Origin of the sequence: Nostoc sp. (assembly GCF_036917275.1) — a bacterium.
GTDB lineage: Bacteria > Cyanobacteriota > Cyanobacteriia > Cyanobacteriales > Nostocaceae > Nostoc.
Map to the genome: position 1 here is coordinate 25,130 of NZ_JBALDF010000062.1, position 16,656 is coordinate 41,785.

The 16,656-nt window shown below is 40.6% G+C and carries 13 protein-coding genes; 4 read left to right on the top strand and 9 right to left on the bottom strand.

Annotated elements, in window-relative coordinates; genetic code table 11:
- The first annotated feature begins 469 nt into the window (after positions 1 to 469).
- Both V7K35_RS25015 and V7K35_RS25020 read left to right on the top strand, forming a co-directional pair.
- Positions 470 to 1,696 carry a vanadium-dependent haloperoxidase gene (locus V7K35_RS25015; RefSeq protein ID WP_335082639.1) on the top strand — a complete coding sequence of 409 codons (1,227 nt, stop codon included), beginning with the start codon at positions 470 to 472 and terminating at the stop codon, positions 1,694 to 1,696.
- 198 nt (positions 1,697 to 1,894) lie between these two features.
- Positions 1,895 to 2,764, top strand: coding sequence for a hypothetical protein (locus V7K35_RS25020; protein ID WP_335082641.1), 870 nt, complete (start codon positions 1,895 to 1,897; stop codon positions 2,762 to 2,764).
- Between the two features lie 242 nt (positions 2,765 to 3,006).
- Here V7K35_RS25020 and V7K35_RS25025 read toward each other — a convergent pair whose 3' ends face one another.
- The 7 genes from V7K35_RS25025 to fdxB form a co-directional block, all read right to left on the bottom strand.
- The gene (locus tag V7K35_RS25025) at positions 3,007 to 3,507 is read right to left on the bottom strand and encodes an ArsC/Spx/MgsR family protein (RefSeq protein WP_335082643.1); all 501 of its coding nucleotides are present in this window, start codon (positions 3,505 to 3,507) and stop codon (positions 3,007 to 3,009) included.
- Positions 3,508 to 3,899: 392 nt separating this feature from the next.
- Positions 3,900 to 4,511 carry a cupin gene (locus V7K35_RS25030; RefSeq protein WP_335082645.1) on the bottom strand — a complete coding sequence of 204 codons (612 nt, stop codon included), beginning with the start codon at positions 4,509 to 4,511 and terminating at the stop codon, positions 3,900 to 3,902.
- Positions 4,512 to 4,713: 202 nt separating this feature from the next.
- Positions 4,714 to 5,199, bottom strand: a complete 486-nt coding sequence (locus tag V7K35_RS25035; protein ID WP_335082647.1) for a hypothetical protein — start codon at positions 5,197 to 5,199, stop codon at positions 4,714 to 4,716.
- Positions 5,200 to 5,883: 684 nt separating this feature from the next.
- Complete coding sequence (locus tag V7K35_RS25040; RefSeq protein WP_298918626.1) at positions 5,884 to 6,483, bottom strand: cytochrome c oxidase subunit 3; 600 nt, start codon at positions 6,481 to 6,483, stop codon at positions 5,884 to 5,886.
- A 430-nt stretch (positions 6,484 to 6,913) separates the two neighbouring features.
- Positions 6,914 to 8,602 (bottom strand): cytochrome c oxidase subunit I, encoded by a 1,689-nt coding sequence (gene ctaD / locus V7K35_RS25045; protein WP_335082651.1) that lies wholly within the window; start codon positions 8,600 to 8,602, stop codon positions 6,914 to 6,916.
- A 199-nt stretch (positions 8,603 to 8,801) separates the two neighbouring features.
- Positions 8,802 to 9,779 (bottom strand): cytochrome c oxidase subunit II, encoded by a 978-nt coding sequence (locus V7K35_RS25050; protein ID WP_335082653.1) that lies wholly within the window; start codon positions 9,777 to 9,779, stop codon positions 8,802 to 8,804.
- Positions 9,780 to 10,300: 521 nt separating this feature from the next.
- Complete coding sequence (gene fdxB / locus V7K35_RS25055; RefSeq protein ID WP_335082655.1) at positions 10,301 to 10,594, bottom strand: ferredoxin III, nif-specific; 294 nt, start codon at positions 10,592 to 10,594, stop codon at positions 10,301 to 10,303.
- A 1,072-nt stretch (positions 10,595 to 11,666) separates the two neighbouring features.
- Here fdxB and V7K35_RS25060 point away from each other — a divergent pair.
- Positions 11,667 to 13,262: a helix-turn-helix domain-containing protein gene (locus tag V7K35_RS25060; RefSeq protein ID WP_335082687.1), complete on the top strand. Its 1,596-nt coding sequence runs from the start codon at positions 11,667 to 11,669 to the stop codon at positions 13,260 to 13,262.
- A 227-nt stretch (positions 13,263 to 13,489) separates the two neighbouring features.
- Here the strand turns inward: V7K35_RS25060 and V7K35_RS25065 are convergent, their stop codons facing one another.
- A complete protein-coding gene (locus V7K35_RS25065; protein ID WP_335082657.1) occupies positions 13,490 to 14,467 on the bottom strand; it encodes a sucrase ferredoxin in 978 nt (325 codons plus the stop codon).
- Between the two features lie 1,108 nt (positions 14,468 to 15,575).
- Here V7K35_RS25065 and V7K35_RS25070 point away from each other — a divergent pair.
- Positions 15,576 to 16,328: a Mut7-C RNAse domain-containing protein gene (locus tag V7K35_RS25070; RefSeq protein WP_335082689.1), complete on the top strand. Its 753-nt coding sequence runs from the start codon at positions 15,576 to 15,578 to the stop codon at positions 16,326 to 16,328.
- A gap of 18 nt (positions 16,329 to 16,346) precedes the next feature.
- On the opposite strand, the gene V7K35_RS25075 is transcribed toward V7K35_RS25070, so the two are convergent.
- The gene (locus tag V7K35_RS25075; protein WP_335082659.1) at positions 16,347 to 16,568 is read right to left on the bottom strand and encodes a hypothetical protein; all 222 of its coding nucleotides are present in this window, start codon (positions 16,566 to 16,568) and stop codon (positions 16,347 to 16,349) included.
- Positions 16,569 to 16,656 lie beyond the last annotated feature (88 nt).

A 16,656-nucleotide genomic window follows, 5' to 3' on the forward strand; every position in this document is an offset into this window, starting at 1 on the left:
AAATAATATTTACATATACTTTCGACTACCTAACTCTACTGTTCAATTAGCTATATACCTTAACGGTGTTTTTGGGCGATCGCTAGTTAAACCCCAACATTAGTTGACGCCAAAATGAGATTTTTCTATACCTTAAGATAGATTTTAAAAGTTAACAGGAAGAAATATGCTGTTACCAGCAATATTTTTGTTCCTGATAGATTATTTATAAAGTAAATTTTAAAAGCTTAACTGATATTTATTTTTACTTAGGTTGGTGTTCCCGTATCCAGCAAAGTTAAATAAATGATTAGATTTTGGTTTTTGATAATCAAAGTCATTTTAGTCTGGCAACCTGTCTAAGGTGCTGGCTCCCTAACCTACCAGGCTTAATCTTTACCTTATAAGTCATCTTTGATCATAGCGATCATTTAGATTGTTCTTCAGTCTTTTTCACGACACATTTAGTATTTACTAAGCACTGGCAATCATGAAAAATTCGTTCTTTCTCAAGAGTGCATCTGTTGCATATCTGCTTGCTTTGACTGTTATTCCAGCGGCTTATGCTCAGGTTCCCAATCAGCCTGATAGTGTACGCTTCAACCCTAAAGATACTTTCACGAATCCGCAGTTTCCAACAAGCTTAGATGATTCGCAGATTGTTGCTCCTACTGCTCCCAACTGGGTGATCCCTCAGAATCCGGTGAGAAGATTTGACAAGTTCATCCTTCCCCCACCGCCCTCTAATACCTCTGTCCAAACCGCAGATGAACTGAGGGAATTGAACCAATTGGCAGCTACTCGTAACAATCCTGATGTTATCAAAATTATTACTCGCTGGAACTTTGACCCACCTGCTTCAAACTATAACTACTATTTTGACCATTTAGCTCAACTTTATAAATATAGTCCACCCTTGGCAGCGCGTTGTAGCGCCATGCTGAACGAAGGCATTTATGCTGGTCTTCTATCTGCGTGGTACAACAAATTCATGTACCTGCGTCCCCGCCCTGATCAAGTGACTGGTTATACTTTCCAAGCTAATAATCCGAAGTTACCTACACCTTACCACCCATCTTACCCCTCCGGTCACTCCACCTCCGCTGGCGTATTTATGGCTGTGGGTTCGGCATGTTTTCCTGAAGAACCAGTGGAGAACTTCGTTGCCTTGGGTAGAGAAGCCTCCCTTAGCCGCAGGCAAGGAGGTGTACACTACTACTCTGACTCAGTAGCTGGTGAAGCCTTGGGGTATACCATTGGTAGTACAGTAGTGAGGGGTTATAGAGACGACGGTTCTCCACTTGGTGGCAATACTGCTGTTTCTGTGTATAGTCGTCCACCATCCTTTAATTCTAATGGTACGCCGACTACTACACTCGTGCAAAAGAGAGCCACCATTACTGTAGGGCCACAACTGAGTTCAGACCCAAGTAATCCTGGCAAGCTGAGGATCATCTTGGTACCCATCAGACAAAACGGACAGTTTTCAACTGCTCCTGTGGTGAAGAATCCACCTGACCCACTGATCAATATCCCAGCAGCTAGTACAACACAACTTGGCCCCGTCGCACCAACAACTGTCAACCCGACTGGAAGAGAAAGGAACGCCCCAGCTAGTTTCTCTGATCCAAAACCAGCCCCCGGTACAGTTAATCTAAATAATTCTGCCCCTCTGGCCCCCTTAGATCAGGTAGATTCCGCTCCCTCAAGCAAATAAATTTCCCAAAGCATTGGTTTATAAGCCGTTTAAAATCAGCTGCTGTGTATTTAATTGGCATACACAACAGCGTTTTAAAGAAAATTAGGAGTGAAAAGTTAAAATTCTTGAATTTATAACTCTAACTCCTAACTCCTGTACAGACGCGATTAATCGCATTTCTCCTTACTATTAACTTCCATACAAAAGATCATCCCAATGAAATTGCGGCTTCACTTGTGCCTTGTGGCATTTAGTCTCACAGCTACCGCTATACCCTCAATAGCTCAAACTCCTGCCTCCAGACAGAATCAAGTTCATACTGAGTCCCAAGCTGATCACAAACCGTCCTTTTTGCCGAAAATCCTCACTGATATTAAGATTGAACGTCAACCACTTAAATCTAGTTTGTTATACGAAGGTATGACAGAAACTGAGATTGAAAAGGTGATGGGAAAACCAACTGATATCAAGGTGTTCTCCAACTCAGATTTGCACATTGAAATCCTGAATTATCGCCAAGAGCCAATTATCACCAAGGTCTCAATGATTGATGGTTATCTGTCGGGCGTTACTAGTGAACTCAAAACTATAACTACTAATAATATTCCTCGTTTTGCTCAGGGCATTAAAATTGGGATGAGCCGTCAACAAGTCCTGAAGTTGATGGGCGAGCCTTTGTCTGAGCAGCGCAATGACATTTCTATTTACAAGCTTGAGCGACTCGCATATCTAAAAGATGGCCAGGCACCAGTAAATATAATTCTCACAGATGGTCGAGTCGAGGGTATGAACGTTGGATTGGAAACTCCAGACAAAATTTTGGGAGTCATATTGCCAGCAGAACCAGCCATGCCCAAAAGCGGGCCTGTTTACCAACGCATCCGGATTGGGATGAACCCGCAGCAAGTAATATCAATTTATGGTCAGCCTACTTTTGTGCAACCTTCAGTGTTTAAGCAGCAGCAGGTAGTAGACTTCGTGTACGCGACACTCAATACAGATGCTTCCACTAGGTTTACATTTATCAACAACGTGCTGACACGCTTCTCTTTTATTCCCCAAGCAAATTTATACCATTCTAAGTAGTGGGGTGCGAGTAGCAAATTCGGTTTATGTCGGATTCTCTCGTTCCTATGCTCTGCATGGGAATGGCTGATTAGAGGCTCTGCCTCCAATCAGACATTGAGTCGGAGCCTCGATGAATGCATTCCATGCTCTACATGAGAACGAGGAAAGCCTCATCAAGCTAGGTTTTTAGGACTTGTGTGTACACCGCAGGCTTGCGGGGAGTGGCTGGGGGTGGGGTGTTAGGGACTTTTGCAAGAAATCTAATGACTACAGTTGCCTTGCTTTTGATGTTGCTGACCATGATGGTTACAGTCACCTTGTTTCTTAGGCTGATTATGACCGTGGGAGCAGTTTTGCAAATCTTGCTTCATCAGGTTTTCGCTCATTTCCTGCAAGGATTCGTCCGCAGGCTTTAAGCCAATCCAAGCATCAATTTTTTGTACATCGAATCCTACCTCGCGGCGATCGCCTATTTCTAACAAAGGACGGCGAATTAACAGTGGCTCTCTCAACATCAACTGCAAAGCGGTTTCTGCATCAGTTTTTTCGGGAACTATTTCACCAGATTTTACCTTTGGGGAGGAAGGATTAAACCATTCGGCTACGGGGCGATCGCCAAAGAATGAGCGCAAACGTTCAACTGTCCAAGGTTCTGTTAACAGGTTATATGCTACCACCTCATGACCGGCAGCTGTGAGCAAAACTTTTTGCTTAGTACCACCTTGACAGCCCGGTTTGCTATAGAAAATTACCCTTGCCATATTAACTACCTCCTAATTACTCAATTGTTTGTAGTTAACGCTTTAGTACTAAAGCGTTAACTATGAAATTAATGCTGATATCATGTCCGGTAAATTACTTATGATTCCTACCTGACCCCTCCCATAGTAGGGGCTACGGTGTACACACAAGTCGTATCACTCCCCTTAATCCCCCCTTATAAAGGGGGGAAATGAGATAGATTGATTTCCGGTTCCCTCCCCAACACATCAGGGAGGGTTAGGGTGGGGTAAAACCTGTCTTCTTCAGCTATTTTCAGACTTATGTGTACACCGTAGCTTAGTAGGGGAGGGGAGCCTGTAGCTTTAGCTATAGGCAGGGTGAGGTTCTTTTATGATGACCAATTCAGCGGACATGATATGACGATGCCTAATTAAAAATTCCTAGCCTTATCAGTAACTGAGTCAAACTCAAATCTCTCTTTCGGATCAGTTTCGCCGTAAACATTAAAAGTCACAGTTGGTTCATCACCGACTGCTTCTACACTGTGAATTGCATCGGGAACGAAGCTGATAATATCCCCTGGAAATAGAGTTACCTCTCCCGTCGGTTCAATTTTGTCCTGAAATTCTGGGCTATGGGTGCGTCGCCAAAAAGTATTTTTTTCTTGACCTTTTAACACCGCCACTATTCCCCATGTCCCATGATTATGAATGGTTGAACGGGTTCCCGGTGCAAATGTTACTGTTTGCACTGTCAACGGAAAACCCAATTCATCGTATAGGAGTGAAACAGAGGTTCCCGTTTTGGGCGAAGGCTCTAAATATTGACTTCGCACCCAGTAAGAATTTACTATCAAGCGCCTTACGAGCATCTGAAGTTCTGGTAGACGACTGGCTTCATCGTCAACGCTATTGAGAACATCTTCCACCTCAGTTAAAAATCGATAAAGGCGGTAATTTTCTCTCAATAAATCCCATGCTCTCACAGATTTACAGGCTTGATACTGACCGTCCCCCGTTAGCAGCCAATCCTTACCTTTCATAACTTTTAAATTGATAGCCGATAAGATTGAAGGACAAAGATTGGAGAAACATTAGGAAGACTGCCTACGTCAAGTTTAGTAGGTATCTTAATAGGAGAAATGATAGGGTTACTATTAGTACCCGCTCCCAAGAGGGAGTAAGAGGAATATGACGTAGTAGATAACCAATTGTTCATGACTGTTCACCTTAATTGTTGACTAATTAATCATCTTCTTCTGCTGGACGTGTCAAAATATCCAGGAGAATTCCGGCTCCAAAATCATTCTTCTCGTCTATTTGTTTGACTTTCGTGCTAATTTCTTTTGCTTGCTCAATTTCACCTAAATTCGCTAGTACTAATCCAGAAGCAGCATAAGTATATAAGTACAATCGGATTTGTGGGTCTTCTTTGCGATTGACTAATATAGGCTTAAGTTGCTCCCAGTCATCGGGAAGTTTCTCTCGTTCTTTAATTTTATCTAATAATTTGACTGTTGTTTGCAAAGCAAGAGAATAATTATTTTTATAATAGAAATATCTATATGCTGCTACCAAGACATCTGTATTTTCACCAGTTTCGGCTAAAGCTTGGTGAATATACTTTTCCGATTCTGATGTATTCTCCCAGCTTTGTGCAGCTAGAATTAATAAATTTTTGATGTCCTCTGGAACCTGGAACCATGAGAATTTGTTTGCATCAAGTTGCATAATAATCTCCTGAATGGGGAGTAGGGGGGATGAGGGAGATGAGGGAGATGAGGGAGATGAGGGAGAAGAATTAACGCCATGTGCGACTTTCTCTCAAACCTAACCCCTAACCCCCCTTGCAGCGTTAGGGAGCAAGAATCAAAGCCTCTCTCCTTTTAGGAGCTACCGTGTATACACAAGTCTCAAGTAGTTGATAAATCTCGGTTTTACCCCACCCTAACCCTCCCCTTATAAAGGGGAGGGAACAAGATTTTTTCTGTTTCTCCCCTTATAAAGGGGAGGGAACAATATTTTTTTCTGTTTCTCCCCTTATAAAGAGGAGGGAACAATATTTTTTTCTGTTTCTCCCCTTATAAAGAGGAGGGAACAATATTTTTTTCTGTTTCTCCCCTTATGAAGAGGAGGGAAGAACATTTTTTCTGTTTCTCCCCTTATAAAGAGGAGGGAACAACATTTTTTCTGTTTCTCCTCTTATGAAGAGGAGGGAACAACATTTTTTCTGTTTCTCCCCTTATAAAGAGGAGGGAACAACATTTTTTCTGTTTCTCCCCTTTATAAGGGGGGATTAAGGGGGGTAATAGGACTTGTGTAACACGGTAACCTTTTAGAAGAGAGGAATGGAAGTGAGGTCAAAATATTAAGTCGCATATCGCGTGAATTAATAACCAATGCTCCATGCCCAATTTAAAACAATGTGAGAACGTACACTAGGGTAAATAGAACAATCCAGATAATATCTACGAAGTGCCAGTAAATTTCTGTCATTTCGATGAAAGTATGATTGGTTGCCGAATATTCACCGGGACGGCGCGATCGCCACAATACACGTAATATCAATAACAGTCCCACAAAAACGTGCAAACCGTGGAACCCAGTCATGATATAAAAGCAGTTGGCGAAAACGTTGGTAGTCAGACCATATCCTAAAGTTGAGTACTCATAAACCTGACCACCTAAGAAAATCGCACCCATGATTGCAGTAATTCCATACCACAGTTGCATTCCCTTGACATCATTCTTTTTAATCGCCGTATCACCGAAGTGAATGACGAAACTACTAGACACCAGAATAATGGTGTTAATCGTCGGTACAAGTAGTTCTACTTCGCTTCCTTCTGGAGGCCAAACTGCTGTAGTACCTCGGAAAAACAAGTAAGTGGCAAAAAATCCCCCAAACATCAGCGATTCAGAGGCGAGGAATGTCAACAGTCCCCAAACTCTTAAATCTGGATGTTCTTCGTGTCCTACACTGTGATCTTCGCTTGTGGTTGTAGCTATAGTCATAGATTTTTAATCCTTGTTTAGCCAAACTCTTGACTTGTTCAGGAATTTTGAAAATTCCGAGTTTCGTTTATTGAATTCGGGCATCCGTTTATTGAATCCGGGCGGTCGTTTATTGAATTCGGGCGGTTGTTTATTGAATTCGGGCGGTTGTTTATTGAATTCGGGCGGTTGTTTATTGAATTCGGGCGTTCGTTTATTGAATTCGGGCATCCGTTTATTGAATTCGGGCGGTCGTTTATTGAATTCGGGCGGTCGTTTATTGAATTCGGGCAATCGTTTATTGAATTCGGGCAATCGTTTATTGAATTCGGGCGTTCGTGTTCCAAGCTTGAAGTTTTGAGTTCCAAGCTTGGAGTTTTGAGTTCTCAAATCTAATGACTAGAAGTTTCAGTGATTTTAAGTGCGATCGCACTTAAAATCACTCTACTAACTAAGCACTAGCTTCCGGCGTTGCAGATGGCTGTATTTCAATCCTGTTACCATGACCGTAGTCATAAGGCCCATGAGTCACAACCGGCAATACTTCCCAGTTTTCAATTGCAGGTGGTGAGCTAGTTGTCCATTCTAAGGTCAAAGCTTGCCAAGGATTATCACCAGCCAAAGGCCCCTTCAGCCAACTATAGATAATATTGATAGCAAAGGGAATTACCGATATCCCCAAAACAATTGAACCATAGGTACAAATTTTATTGAGATCGATAAATTGGGGGTCATACATTGCCACTCGTCGCGGCATTCCTTTCAAACCCAACTCGTGCATGGGTAAAAAGGTGAGATTAGTGCCGATGAAGGTGAGGGCGAAATGAATCCGTCCCAAGTTTTCATTCAGCATTCGTCCGGTCATTTTGGGGAACCAGTGATAAATACCGGCGTAGATGCCAAATACGGAACCGCCAAACAGAACGTAGTGGAAATGTCCTACTACATAATATGTGTCATGGATGTGAATATCAAAAGGGGCTGTTCCCATCGTCACACCGCTTAAGCCGCCCATGACAAACATGGACAACAAGCCAATAGCGAAAAGCATCGCGCTGGTGAAGCGGATTTTACCACCCCAAAGGGTAGCAACCCAGGCAAAAATCTTCACACCTGTGGGAACTGCAACTATGAGAGTGGAGATGGTGAAGAACATCCGCATCCAACCGGGTGTGCCACTGGTAAACATGTGGTGTACCCAGACGAACAGACCGACAGCGCAGATTGCTACACTAGAATAAGCGATCGCTTTATAGCCAAAGATTGGCTTGCGGGAGTGAACTGGAATTACCTCCGACATGATGCCGAAGATGGGCAGAATCATTAAATATACTGCCGGGTGAGAGTAAAACCAGAATAAGTGTTGATAAATTACAACGTTACCGCCCGCATCTGGTTTAAAGAAGGAAGTACCAAAGTTGAGGTCGAATAACAGCAGAACTAAACCGGCTGCTAATACAGGTGTGGAGAGAAGTGCCAGCAAGGAGGTTGCCAAGATTGCCCAGCAAAACAAGGGTACTTGATCCCATTTCATGCTAGGAACCTTCATCAACAAAATGGTGATCACAAAGTTCAGTGAACCCAAAATTGAGGAAGTTCCGACTAAAACGATCGCAAGTATCCACATAGTTTGAGCGATTGGTGCTGTCACCAAGCTCAAGGGTGGATAAGCTGTCCAACCCGATTGCGAACCGCCAAAAATGAAACTACCTAATATCAGCGCCCCTGCTGGTGGATTTAACCAAAAGGCGATCGCGTTCAGCTTCGGGAAAGCCATATCCCTAGCACCAACCATCAACGGCACCAAAAAGTTACCAAATCCCCCAATGGCGCTGGGGACAATCCACAGGAAGATCATAATCGTCCCGTGATTGGTCATGAAAGCGTTATACAGATTGGGGTCGAGTACGTCTGATTCTGGTGTTGCTAATTCGACCCGCAGAGCGATCGCCATCAGTCCGCCGATCAGATAAAACACGAACGCCGTTACTAGGTATTGGATACCAATAACCTTGTGGTCAACATTAAATGTAAAATAGTCTTGCCATTTCCACGCCTGCGGGTGGGAGGTGTGGCTAGCCACCATTTTCGGTTTATTTTCTTCTGGTGGAGTATTCCGGGGAAATTCTACCTGCGTCATATTTTTTACCACTATGCCGAGTGTAAGGTCAAACGTCCAAAGTAATTACAGCAGTTTTCAAATGAATAGACCTCACTTCCATTCCTCTCTCCTTAAAGGAGAGAGGCTTTGAATTTTCCCCTTCCCTATTACGGAAGGGGGTAGGGGGTTAGGTCTTTTTTTTTGTAGTCTACTCAACTAAAAATCCCTGTAAATGTGACTAATGACGAATGACTACTGACTCTAGAGTTGCTGCACTAATTCCCATATCATGGGTGTGGGGCGCGAGAAACTCTGATGTTGATAAGTCGGCTGGATTAACTGCAACGACTTGATTTAAGTTTTCCTTTTGAGCAATCTGATTTTCTGTCCGCCAGGTTTTATAGTCTTCTGGTGTGTGGACAATTACCTGTGTCCGCATTGAACCATGATAACCACCGCACAACTCAGCACAAACTACAGGATATGTACCTGGTTTAGTGGCAACAAATCGTAGTTCGGTAGGGATACCAGGAAGCGCATCTTGTTTCAAGCGGAAGTTTGGTACCCAGAATGAGTGAATTACATCTTGTGCTGAAAGGTTGAGTTGCACATCAGCACCGACGGGAATGTGCAATTCCCCAGAGGTAATGCCACTATCAGGGTAGTTAAATAACCAAGCGTATTGTATGCCTTTGACATCAACAACTAAATCGGCTGGTTTGTCTAAGGTTTGAGGAGACGCACCGATACCAATTGTTGGGGCAGTTGTTGCTTGGGAAGTATCGCTGAGTGTAGCAGCAATCGCACTCCCCGGCGTATGAGCAACATGAGCTGCTGAATGAGGATGACCCGCAGGATCAAAGCCTCCCATTCGGTTAAAAACATCTACACTGTAGATGCCCAAGAGGAGGACAATCACTGTAGGAATTGCTGTCCAAAAGACTTCTAAGGGCAAGTTACCTTCTATTGGCACGCCATCGGTATCGTCACCCGGACGGCGACGAAACTGAATCAAAAAAACTACAATTGTTCCTTCTACCACTAAGAAGAGTGCGATCGCAATGGTAAACATGACGTTGAAAAAACCGTCTACCAAAGGCGCTTGAAGCGAAGCTTGCACCGGCATGAGAGTGTGGTTTTGACCAATCCAAATGCTGATTGCTGTAACTACTATCCCAGCAACCAGAGTCCATAGTGAAACAGGAACTTGTTGCATACATGCTACCTGCTTTGTAAACCGTCTTTTAAGGTGTGATTTTCTGGGTTTTGGGCATTGGGTATTGTTATCCATTCCCTATTCCCTATTCCCCATTCCCTGTTTGTAACTACTAGGTTTTACATTTTCACAGGGCAGCGTTTTTTGTTTTCACTTATTAACTTTCTAACGTGCAGCCATAAAAAATGGGGGAAACTTCCAGATTTTTTCCATATCTTTCCCCCAGAAACTTACAAATTATATTTCCACTCCTATGAAAAAGGTAGCCCCCTGCTTCCAGAAAAGCTAGTTGTTCCAAGAGGGCACTGTTAGTCCTAATATTGATTAGGCTATATTAGCAGCAAGTTTAAATTTGTTAATAGCTAACAATTTGCGATTCACGGATTTGTTCACTGTGAACTTTGTATCTAGCTCCAGTAAATATTTAGTATTCCCCTCAAGTTACCTTGCCTAGCGCATTTGCGCTTTATGCAAACAGTGCCTCTTTGAATGAACAACAATTTTCACTAACTCCAAAAACCTTAATTGCTTAATTCAACATGGGTGTAGCAGTTCTTGGGGCAAATCCGTGAACACGCTTCACAACCAATACAGTTATCTGGAGAAGTAACTGCCATTACTTTGCGTTCAACTTCTTCTTCATCTTCATCTTCTACAAATTCACCTTCTTCATTGAGTGCCTTCAAACCTAGCACATTGTACCCGCATACTTTAACGCATCTGCCACAGCCGATACATTTTTCTTTGTCAATTTCCTGAGCAAACTTTGGTGTCCAAGCCTTACCGCCAAATGTCAACCCTGTTAGTTGTGCCATGAATAAATCCTCGGCAATTTTGCCTGTCAATCTGTTTGTGCATTAATCATCATATTATCCTAATCTTTTATTTTTTTCTATTTAAAACTTACTTTTGTCTCATCAAAATTCGATGACTTTGAACACAATTTTACATCCTTTTTTATTTCAAATATTAGATGAAACTTATTCCCAATAATAATTACGGATGTTTGAATTTTCCTCGTTCCTATACTCCGCATGGGAACGCATTTATAGAGTCTCTGACTCAATATCTGACTGAAGCAGCCCTCAATGAAGCATTCCTATACTCTGCATAGGAACAAGAGAAGGAAAATTGAGGGTTTGCAAGCTACCTCTGTGGGTAAAGCCTTATGTAGATGCAGTTTCTAACCCCCGATTTAACTATTATTTCTAGCAAATGCAACTATATCTATAAGAGTAATGATATTGTTTTTCAAATATATTTATATTTTGGCAAATAAATTTAGATAAACAGTATATCTATATACAAAATTAAATGTTTTTTAGTTACAATTTTATATATGCAGTATGTATTTTATAAAGCAATAATAATCATCAATTTATTTTGATTTAAATATTTAGATAAATGCTGACAAAACAAATATTACTTTTTGCCATAAACAAACAAAATCAATTTATAAATTAACTGTAATTTTTATGGCAGAATATTATCAGGTATTAAATATTAAAATTATTAATAAGTCAAACAAAATCTAATTAGAATAGACTTAAATATTTTCTATAAACAGTTTGTAGTCAAAAGTAAAATGTTCATTCAGTACGTAATTAAATAAATGTTAAGTTTTTTTTCTAAGCTCAGGACGAACAAACTCATCATTTTTTTTATGAAATGTATAGTTAATAAAGAAGTTTTCTTAGGCTAATTTTTCAAGCCTTAAATACCTTTTAATTGGATACAAAGTAAAAATATGGATGTGGTGAGTGAGTGTGGTGAGAAAATATTATTCTCGCCAGAAAAATAATGTGGTAGCGAGTCATGAATAAACAGGACTCATCCAGGGGAGACCTGAGCCAGACATCTCAACGATTAGAGTGGGAAAAGAGCCATATGCCTTATACAATTCCTAACAACAGTTGCGTTGGATGTGACAACTGCCGCCCCCAATGTCCTACGGGTGCAATCAAAATAGAGAACAATGAATACTGGGTTGATCCTGGTCTTTGTAATAATTGTGAAGGCTATTATTCAGAACCACAATGTGTGATAGCTTGTCCAACTAATTCTCCAATTCCCTGGCAGGCGAAAAAGGGGAGATGCAAAGTTGAACCTAGAGATGCTACCAGCTTAGACTTGTTTTCTAACGGCAAGAATAACCCATTTGCTTCGGCGATCGCTATTTGGGAAGCTTGTAATGTATTGGCGCAACGCACATCGCTACATTGGGAAACTGATGAAGAAGGCTACCTATCTTATGGGCGACAAGTCAACCAAGGCCGAGGTGCGATCGCTTTTCACATCCAAGATCCATTTAAAGTCAGCGACAAGGCCACAGATTTAGCAGCAATTGAGGGACTTGACATTAGAGCCGCTTGCATACATCTGATTTTTGCAGCTTATGCCACAGCCTTAGAGCAACCTTGGGAGCAAGAATTTGCGATCGACGAGCGACAAATTGAGAAATATTTGGGGATGGAGAAACGCAAAGATTTGAGCAAAGCTGCCAAGCTGGCTTTAATGAAAAATATCGTTCAACAAGCTTGCTCCCTGATTATCTCCATTGATTGGCCTCAACAAGGTCGAATTAACGGATTCTCTGTTACAGGCAGCCGCTTATGGCACTTGGTGGACATTCAGCACCACTTTCAAGAAGACAATCTTGGATGCAAATATCTTGTTGGGCTAACTTTTAAAGTCAAAGCGGGCATATGGGCGCAATATTTCTTAAACAAACAAGCATGTAAAGAGCGAACTGCATTCTATCAATACGGCAGTCTCCCCAAAACCCTACTAACCACAGTCATGAGCATTTGGCAGCAACATGAAGGCGCAGTCCGACTAATGTTATGGTTGCTGTTTAAAACCAAAATGGGCAAAGAACAACGCATCACCATTCCTACCTTGCTGCGGATTGCTTACGGTGAAGAAAAAGTTGCCCTTGCATCCAGACAACGGGAAGAACGCAAACGTCTACTGCGAACTTTTGAAAGCGATTTAGAAATTCTCAATCATTATGGAATGAAACCACTTTTCGATCCAGTTACTTACCCACCAGAAATTCAACCTTTGTGGGCGAAGTTAATTGATCTTCCTGAAGATCCAGATGAAGCATTAGAATTTTGGACTAATGACGGTGGTGCTGAAACTCGCCTCACAGACACAGGCCCCCGTGGGAAGTGGAATCTGCTAATGAATGCGCGGATTTTGGCTTTTGAACTCCCACCAGAATGGGAACAGCAAATCTCAGAATCAGAAAAGAAGAAAACAAGAACTGCTAAAGCCAAAAGGAAGCCCAAAACTACAAACGATTTGCTGGGTGAACAGATTTTGCAGGCGCGAAAAAATTTGAATATCTCCCAAAGGGAGTTGGCAAAGCTCACAGGTAAAAGCCAAAGCTGGATTCGAGATATAGAAAATGGTCGTTTAAAAGCTAAATTAGAAGACCAAGTACTATTACGAAAAGTGCTAAATATGGCTCAATCTTGATTTTGGATTTGGAATTTGGATTTTAAGTGAGGAGTTATACTAATTTTTCAAAATCAGGCTACAGATACAAGCCTAGAAACCCAGATGAAATCTGACTAACTAACTTTCTTAATTACATTAGCGAGTCTGCGTACCACTACGGGAAAGTAAGCTACACGCAGCGTCTCATAGAGAGGCTTATTACGAATTACGAGTTACAAATTAGGTAGATGCATACCCCTAGCTTTTTATGCACTATAACTCATCACCTTACTAGAACTAAGCCAAAGACTAGCTACAGCATATTTTGTGACGATTAACTCTTGTGTAGCATTGCATGAACTCTTCAGTTGTTGAGTCTTAGTTTCATCTTTCACAAGTTTAGCTTGGTAAGTGTAGAGAGAACCAGAAGGTTGTTCAAAACTTAGCTCACCCAGAATAGTATTATTGTCTAAACTTTGCTCCAAAATTTTGCCTGCAACTTTGTAGTTAAACCAATCCCATCCATTGCAGAGGATTAGTTCTCTTTCCAAAATCTGAAGTGCAGCAGGCAGAATTCCCCAGCCTCGATAAACTTTATTTAAGCATTGAATATCGCCAGTCCGAGTCAAAATTGATCTAAATGAAGCTTGATCGATACGACCATAGTATCTTCCTTCTGGCAAGTCTATGACTGTTGGTGCAAACCGATGTCCACCAAAGTGCGATGATTTCCAAACTCGCACATTGTCCAAGCACAAATCAGCATTACTCGCTGTAACATTGAAGTAAAAGGGAGCGCCATATCTGGCACAGCACTTATCATGGCTACCGTGGGTACACACTAAAATATCTTTAGTTGCACTGGTTTCTACCTCAGAATTAGAACTGATACCCCATAACCATTTTTGGACAACTGCTGCTACTTGCTCAATATTTGCTAGCTTAAACTCTTGCTTCTGGTATCCATTACTTAGTCCCTCTTCTTTTTGATAAATCAAAAGCGTAGTGTGGTTTACTTTATGTGATACATCATTAGCAATTAAGAGGAATCTAATCGGTAGTTTAGCACGCTTCACTTCCTTTACCAAAATCCTCAAATTCTCAGGCACCCATTTGGAATTAAAGGCTTCTGATGTCCAAGGTAAAGGACATTCAACTAAAATATAAGTTTGATAATTGGTGGCGCTACCAATAACATCTTCTCCCGCTTGCAGTGAATTGTCAGAACAAAAAAAAGTATTCATCTCGCTGTACTCATTAGCATATTTTCTGGACAAAAGGTATTACAAAATACAATTGTGTTCTTAGCTACAATACCCTTGGCTAAAGGAGATAAAAAAGAACAATATTGATTTCCCAGTTCAAACTAGGTAGCCACTTAATAACATCATTATTGAGCGAGGTCTTTCCGGTTAATAAATTCTCCACAATAAAGATAAACAGTGTCAAGATAGATTTTTCCGTATGAGCGGTGTTAATTTTGTATGTAGTTTTATTACTATTTGGTATTTTATAAATTTTCACTTGTTGAAACTCGGCTTTTATGAACTTGGTTTCTTTCCCAAAATCAAATATGTTCAATTTTGTGCAATCCCTTGGAGAGTAATAGGCAATAAACTCGCTTATAATATCGATGTAGCTGATATTACAATCAAAAATATTCCTATAGCAACATAGTTATCTGAAGTTTTGCTAAAATTATCTACATAGCAAGTTAAAGTGCCTGTTCTTACACATAAATCTCTAATTTTCTACTATTTTTGTAATGAATATATTTCTAAAGATAGATGCTATAATACATGACAAAAATAAAATTTTTTACTAGCCCAATACTGTTTTAAAACTTTTTCCCCACTATCTCCTTTTAATCTATTTATCCATATATTTATATTGCAAATAATTCTCAATTAACTGAGAAAAATAAAAACAATTAAGTTAGGGGTAAATGCTTTAGTGCCCCGTACTTCATGCCTCATAAATATAATGTTCAAAACTAGTGACTAATTATTAGCAGCGTCACTGACATCAACATTAACAAACCTGTTATTTACCCTTTTACCTAATCTAACTTCCTGAAGCTCATGTCAGGGTTTGATTATATCCATCTGCTTTGACTGTAACTGAACTCAATAATAAATGCAAGTGTTTGAGAATCTTTATAATTTCTTTATACTTTGTCGCCTCTAGAAGGTTGGTTAAATCAAGGTTAACAGGCATTTTATCCTGGAGATAGCTCACTTGAGTAAGCATTGATTCTTTGAATACAATAGATAAAGTTTAGCAATTGTGACAGAATTGTTGCCAGTAAGGGTACACACCTGTGCTACCCTACTAATCCAAATATCTGTGGCTATGGCGATCGCATATTTCTATTTTCATGCAGAATTGAATCATTTTTTACCACGGCATCACAAGCAAGTGAGAATCTCCCATTTTTTTGAGGAGAAAGCCTCAATTAAGGACATGATTGAGTCTTTGGGTGTCCCTCATCCAGAAGTTGATTTTATAAATGTTAATGGTGAATATGTAAATTTTTATTACATAGTTTCGGATGGAGATACGATTAATGTTTATCCAATTTCAGCTAGGGGTGTTATTATACCAAGCGTTTCGGTTCAACCAAAACCGCTCAGTATTATCCGTTTTGTTTTAGATATTCATTTGGGGAAGCTTGCGACATCTCTACGACTTTTAGGTTTTGATACTTTATACCGCAATGACTACGAGGATGAGAAATTAGCCCAAATATCCTCTAGCCAAGGGCGGATTCTCTTGACTCGTGATAAAGGTCTATTGATGCGTAGTTTGGTAATGTATGGGTATTACGTTAGAAACACTAACCCTCAACAACAAATCCTAGAAGTACTGCAACGCTTTGACTTGTTTAAATTAATCTCACCATTTAAACGGTGTTTACGTTGCAATGGATTATTAGAATCTGTAGATAAGCAATCGATCATTGACCAAGTGCCAGAAAATGTGCGATCGCAAATAGATCAATTCCAGCGTTGCCAAGACTGCGATCGCATTTATTGGAAAGGTTCGCATTATGAACGATTACAACAGTTTATTGATGGAGTACTTGACTCCCAAAGAGGTGAGTAATTTAGTCATGATAATTATTTACCCAGCTGAAATATTCCCACTAATTATTTGACTACCCCCAATTCTGGGATCTTTATCTTGGCGATTCAAATCATCAGGAGTGGGGTTTTGCTTACTCTGTCCACTAACTTCGTCTGGTTCAATGACATCTGCCTCTTGAGCTTTATCCATATCAATAGAGCGAGGAGGTTCTTTGGCGTGAGATAAATCGATGAGTGGATTGGGTTGATTGGGAGTCATAAGTTACTAAATTATTATGCTGTTTTCTTTAGTAGTATTTAATTTATTTTGCTTGCAAACATCTTTCTTGAGAAATAAACCACGTATT

What these genes read in the sequence shown, in the direction of transcription:
- V7K35_RS25015 (WP_335082639.1), top strand. Translation starts at nt 470, where the DNA reads ATGAAAAATTCGTTCTTTCTCAAGAGTGCATCTGTTGCATATCTGCTT.
- V7K35_RS25020 (WP_335082641.1), top strand. Translation starts at nt 1,895, where the DNA reads ATGAAATTGCGGCTTCACTTGTGCCTTGTGGCATTTAGTCTCACAGCT.
- V7K35_RS25025 (WP_335082643.1), bottom strand. Translation starts at nt 3,507, where the DNA reads ATGGCAAGGGTAATTTTCTATAGCAAACCGGGCTGTCAAGGTGGTACT.
- V7K35_RS25030 (WP_335082645.1), bottom strand. Translation starts at nt 4,511, where the DNA reads ATGAAAGGTAAGGATTGGCTGCTAACGGGGGACGGTCAGTATCAAGCC.
- V7K35_RS25035 (WP_335082647.1), bottom strand. Translation starts at nt 5,199, where the DNA reads ATGCAACTTGATGCAAACAAATTCTCATGGTTCCAGGTTCCAGAGGAC.
- V7K35_RS25040 (WP_298918626.1), bottom strand. Translation starts at nt 6,483, where the DNA reads ATGACTATAGCTACAACCACAAGCGAAGATCACAGTGTAGGACACGAA.
- ctaD (WP_335082651.1), bottom strand. Translation starts at nt 8,602, where the DNA reads ATGACGCAGGTAGAATTTCCCCGGAATACTCCACCAGAAGAAAATAAA.
- V7K35_RS25050 (WP_335082653.1), bottom strand. Translation starts at nt 9,779, where the DNA reads ATGCAACAAGTTCCTGTTTCACTATGGACTCTGGTTGCTGGGATAGTA.
- fdxB (WP_335082655.1), bottom strand. Translation starts at nt 10,594, where the DNA reads ATGGCACAACTAACAGGGTTGACATTTGGCGGTAAGGCTTGGACACCA.
- V7K35_RS25060 (WP_335082687.1), top strand. Translation starts at nt 11,667, where the DNA reads ATGCCTTATACAATTCCTAACAACAGTTGCGTTGGATGTGACAACTGC.
- V7K35_RS25065 (WP_335082657.1), bottom strand. Translation starts at nt 14,467, where the DNA reads ATGAATACTTTTTTTTGTTCTGACAATTCACTGCAAGCGGGAGAAGAT.
- V7K35_RS25070 (WP_335082689.1), top strand. Translation starts at nt 15,576, where the DNA reads ATGGCGATCGCATATTTCTATTTTCATGCAGAATTGAATCATTTTTTA.
- V7K35_RS25075 (WP_335082659.1), bottom strand. Translation starts at nt 16,568, where the DNA reads ATGACTCCCAATCAACCCAATCCACTCATCGATTTATCTCACGCCAAA.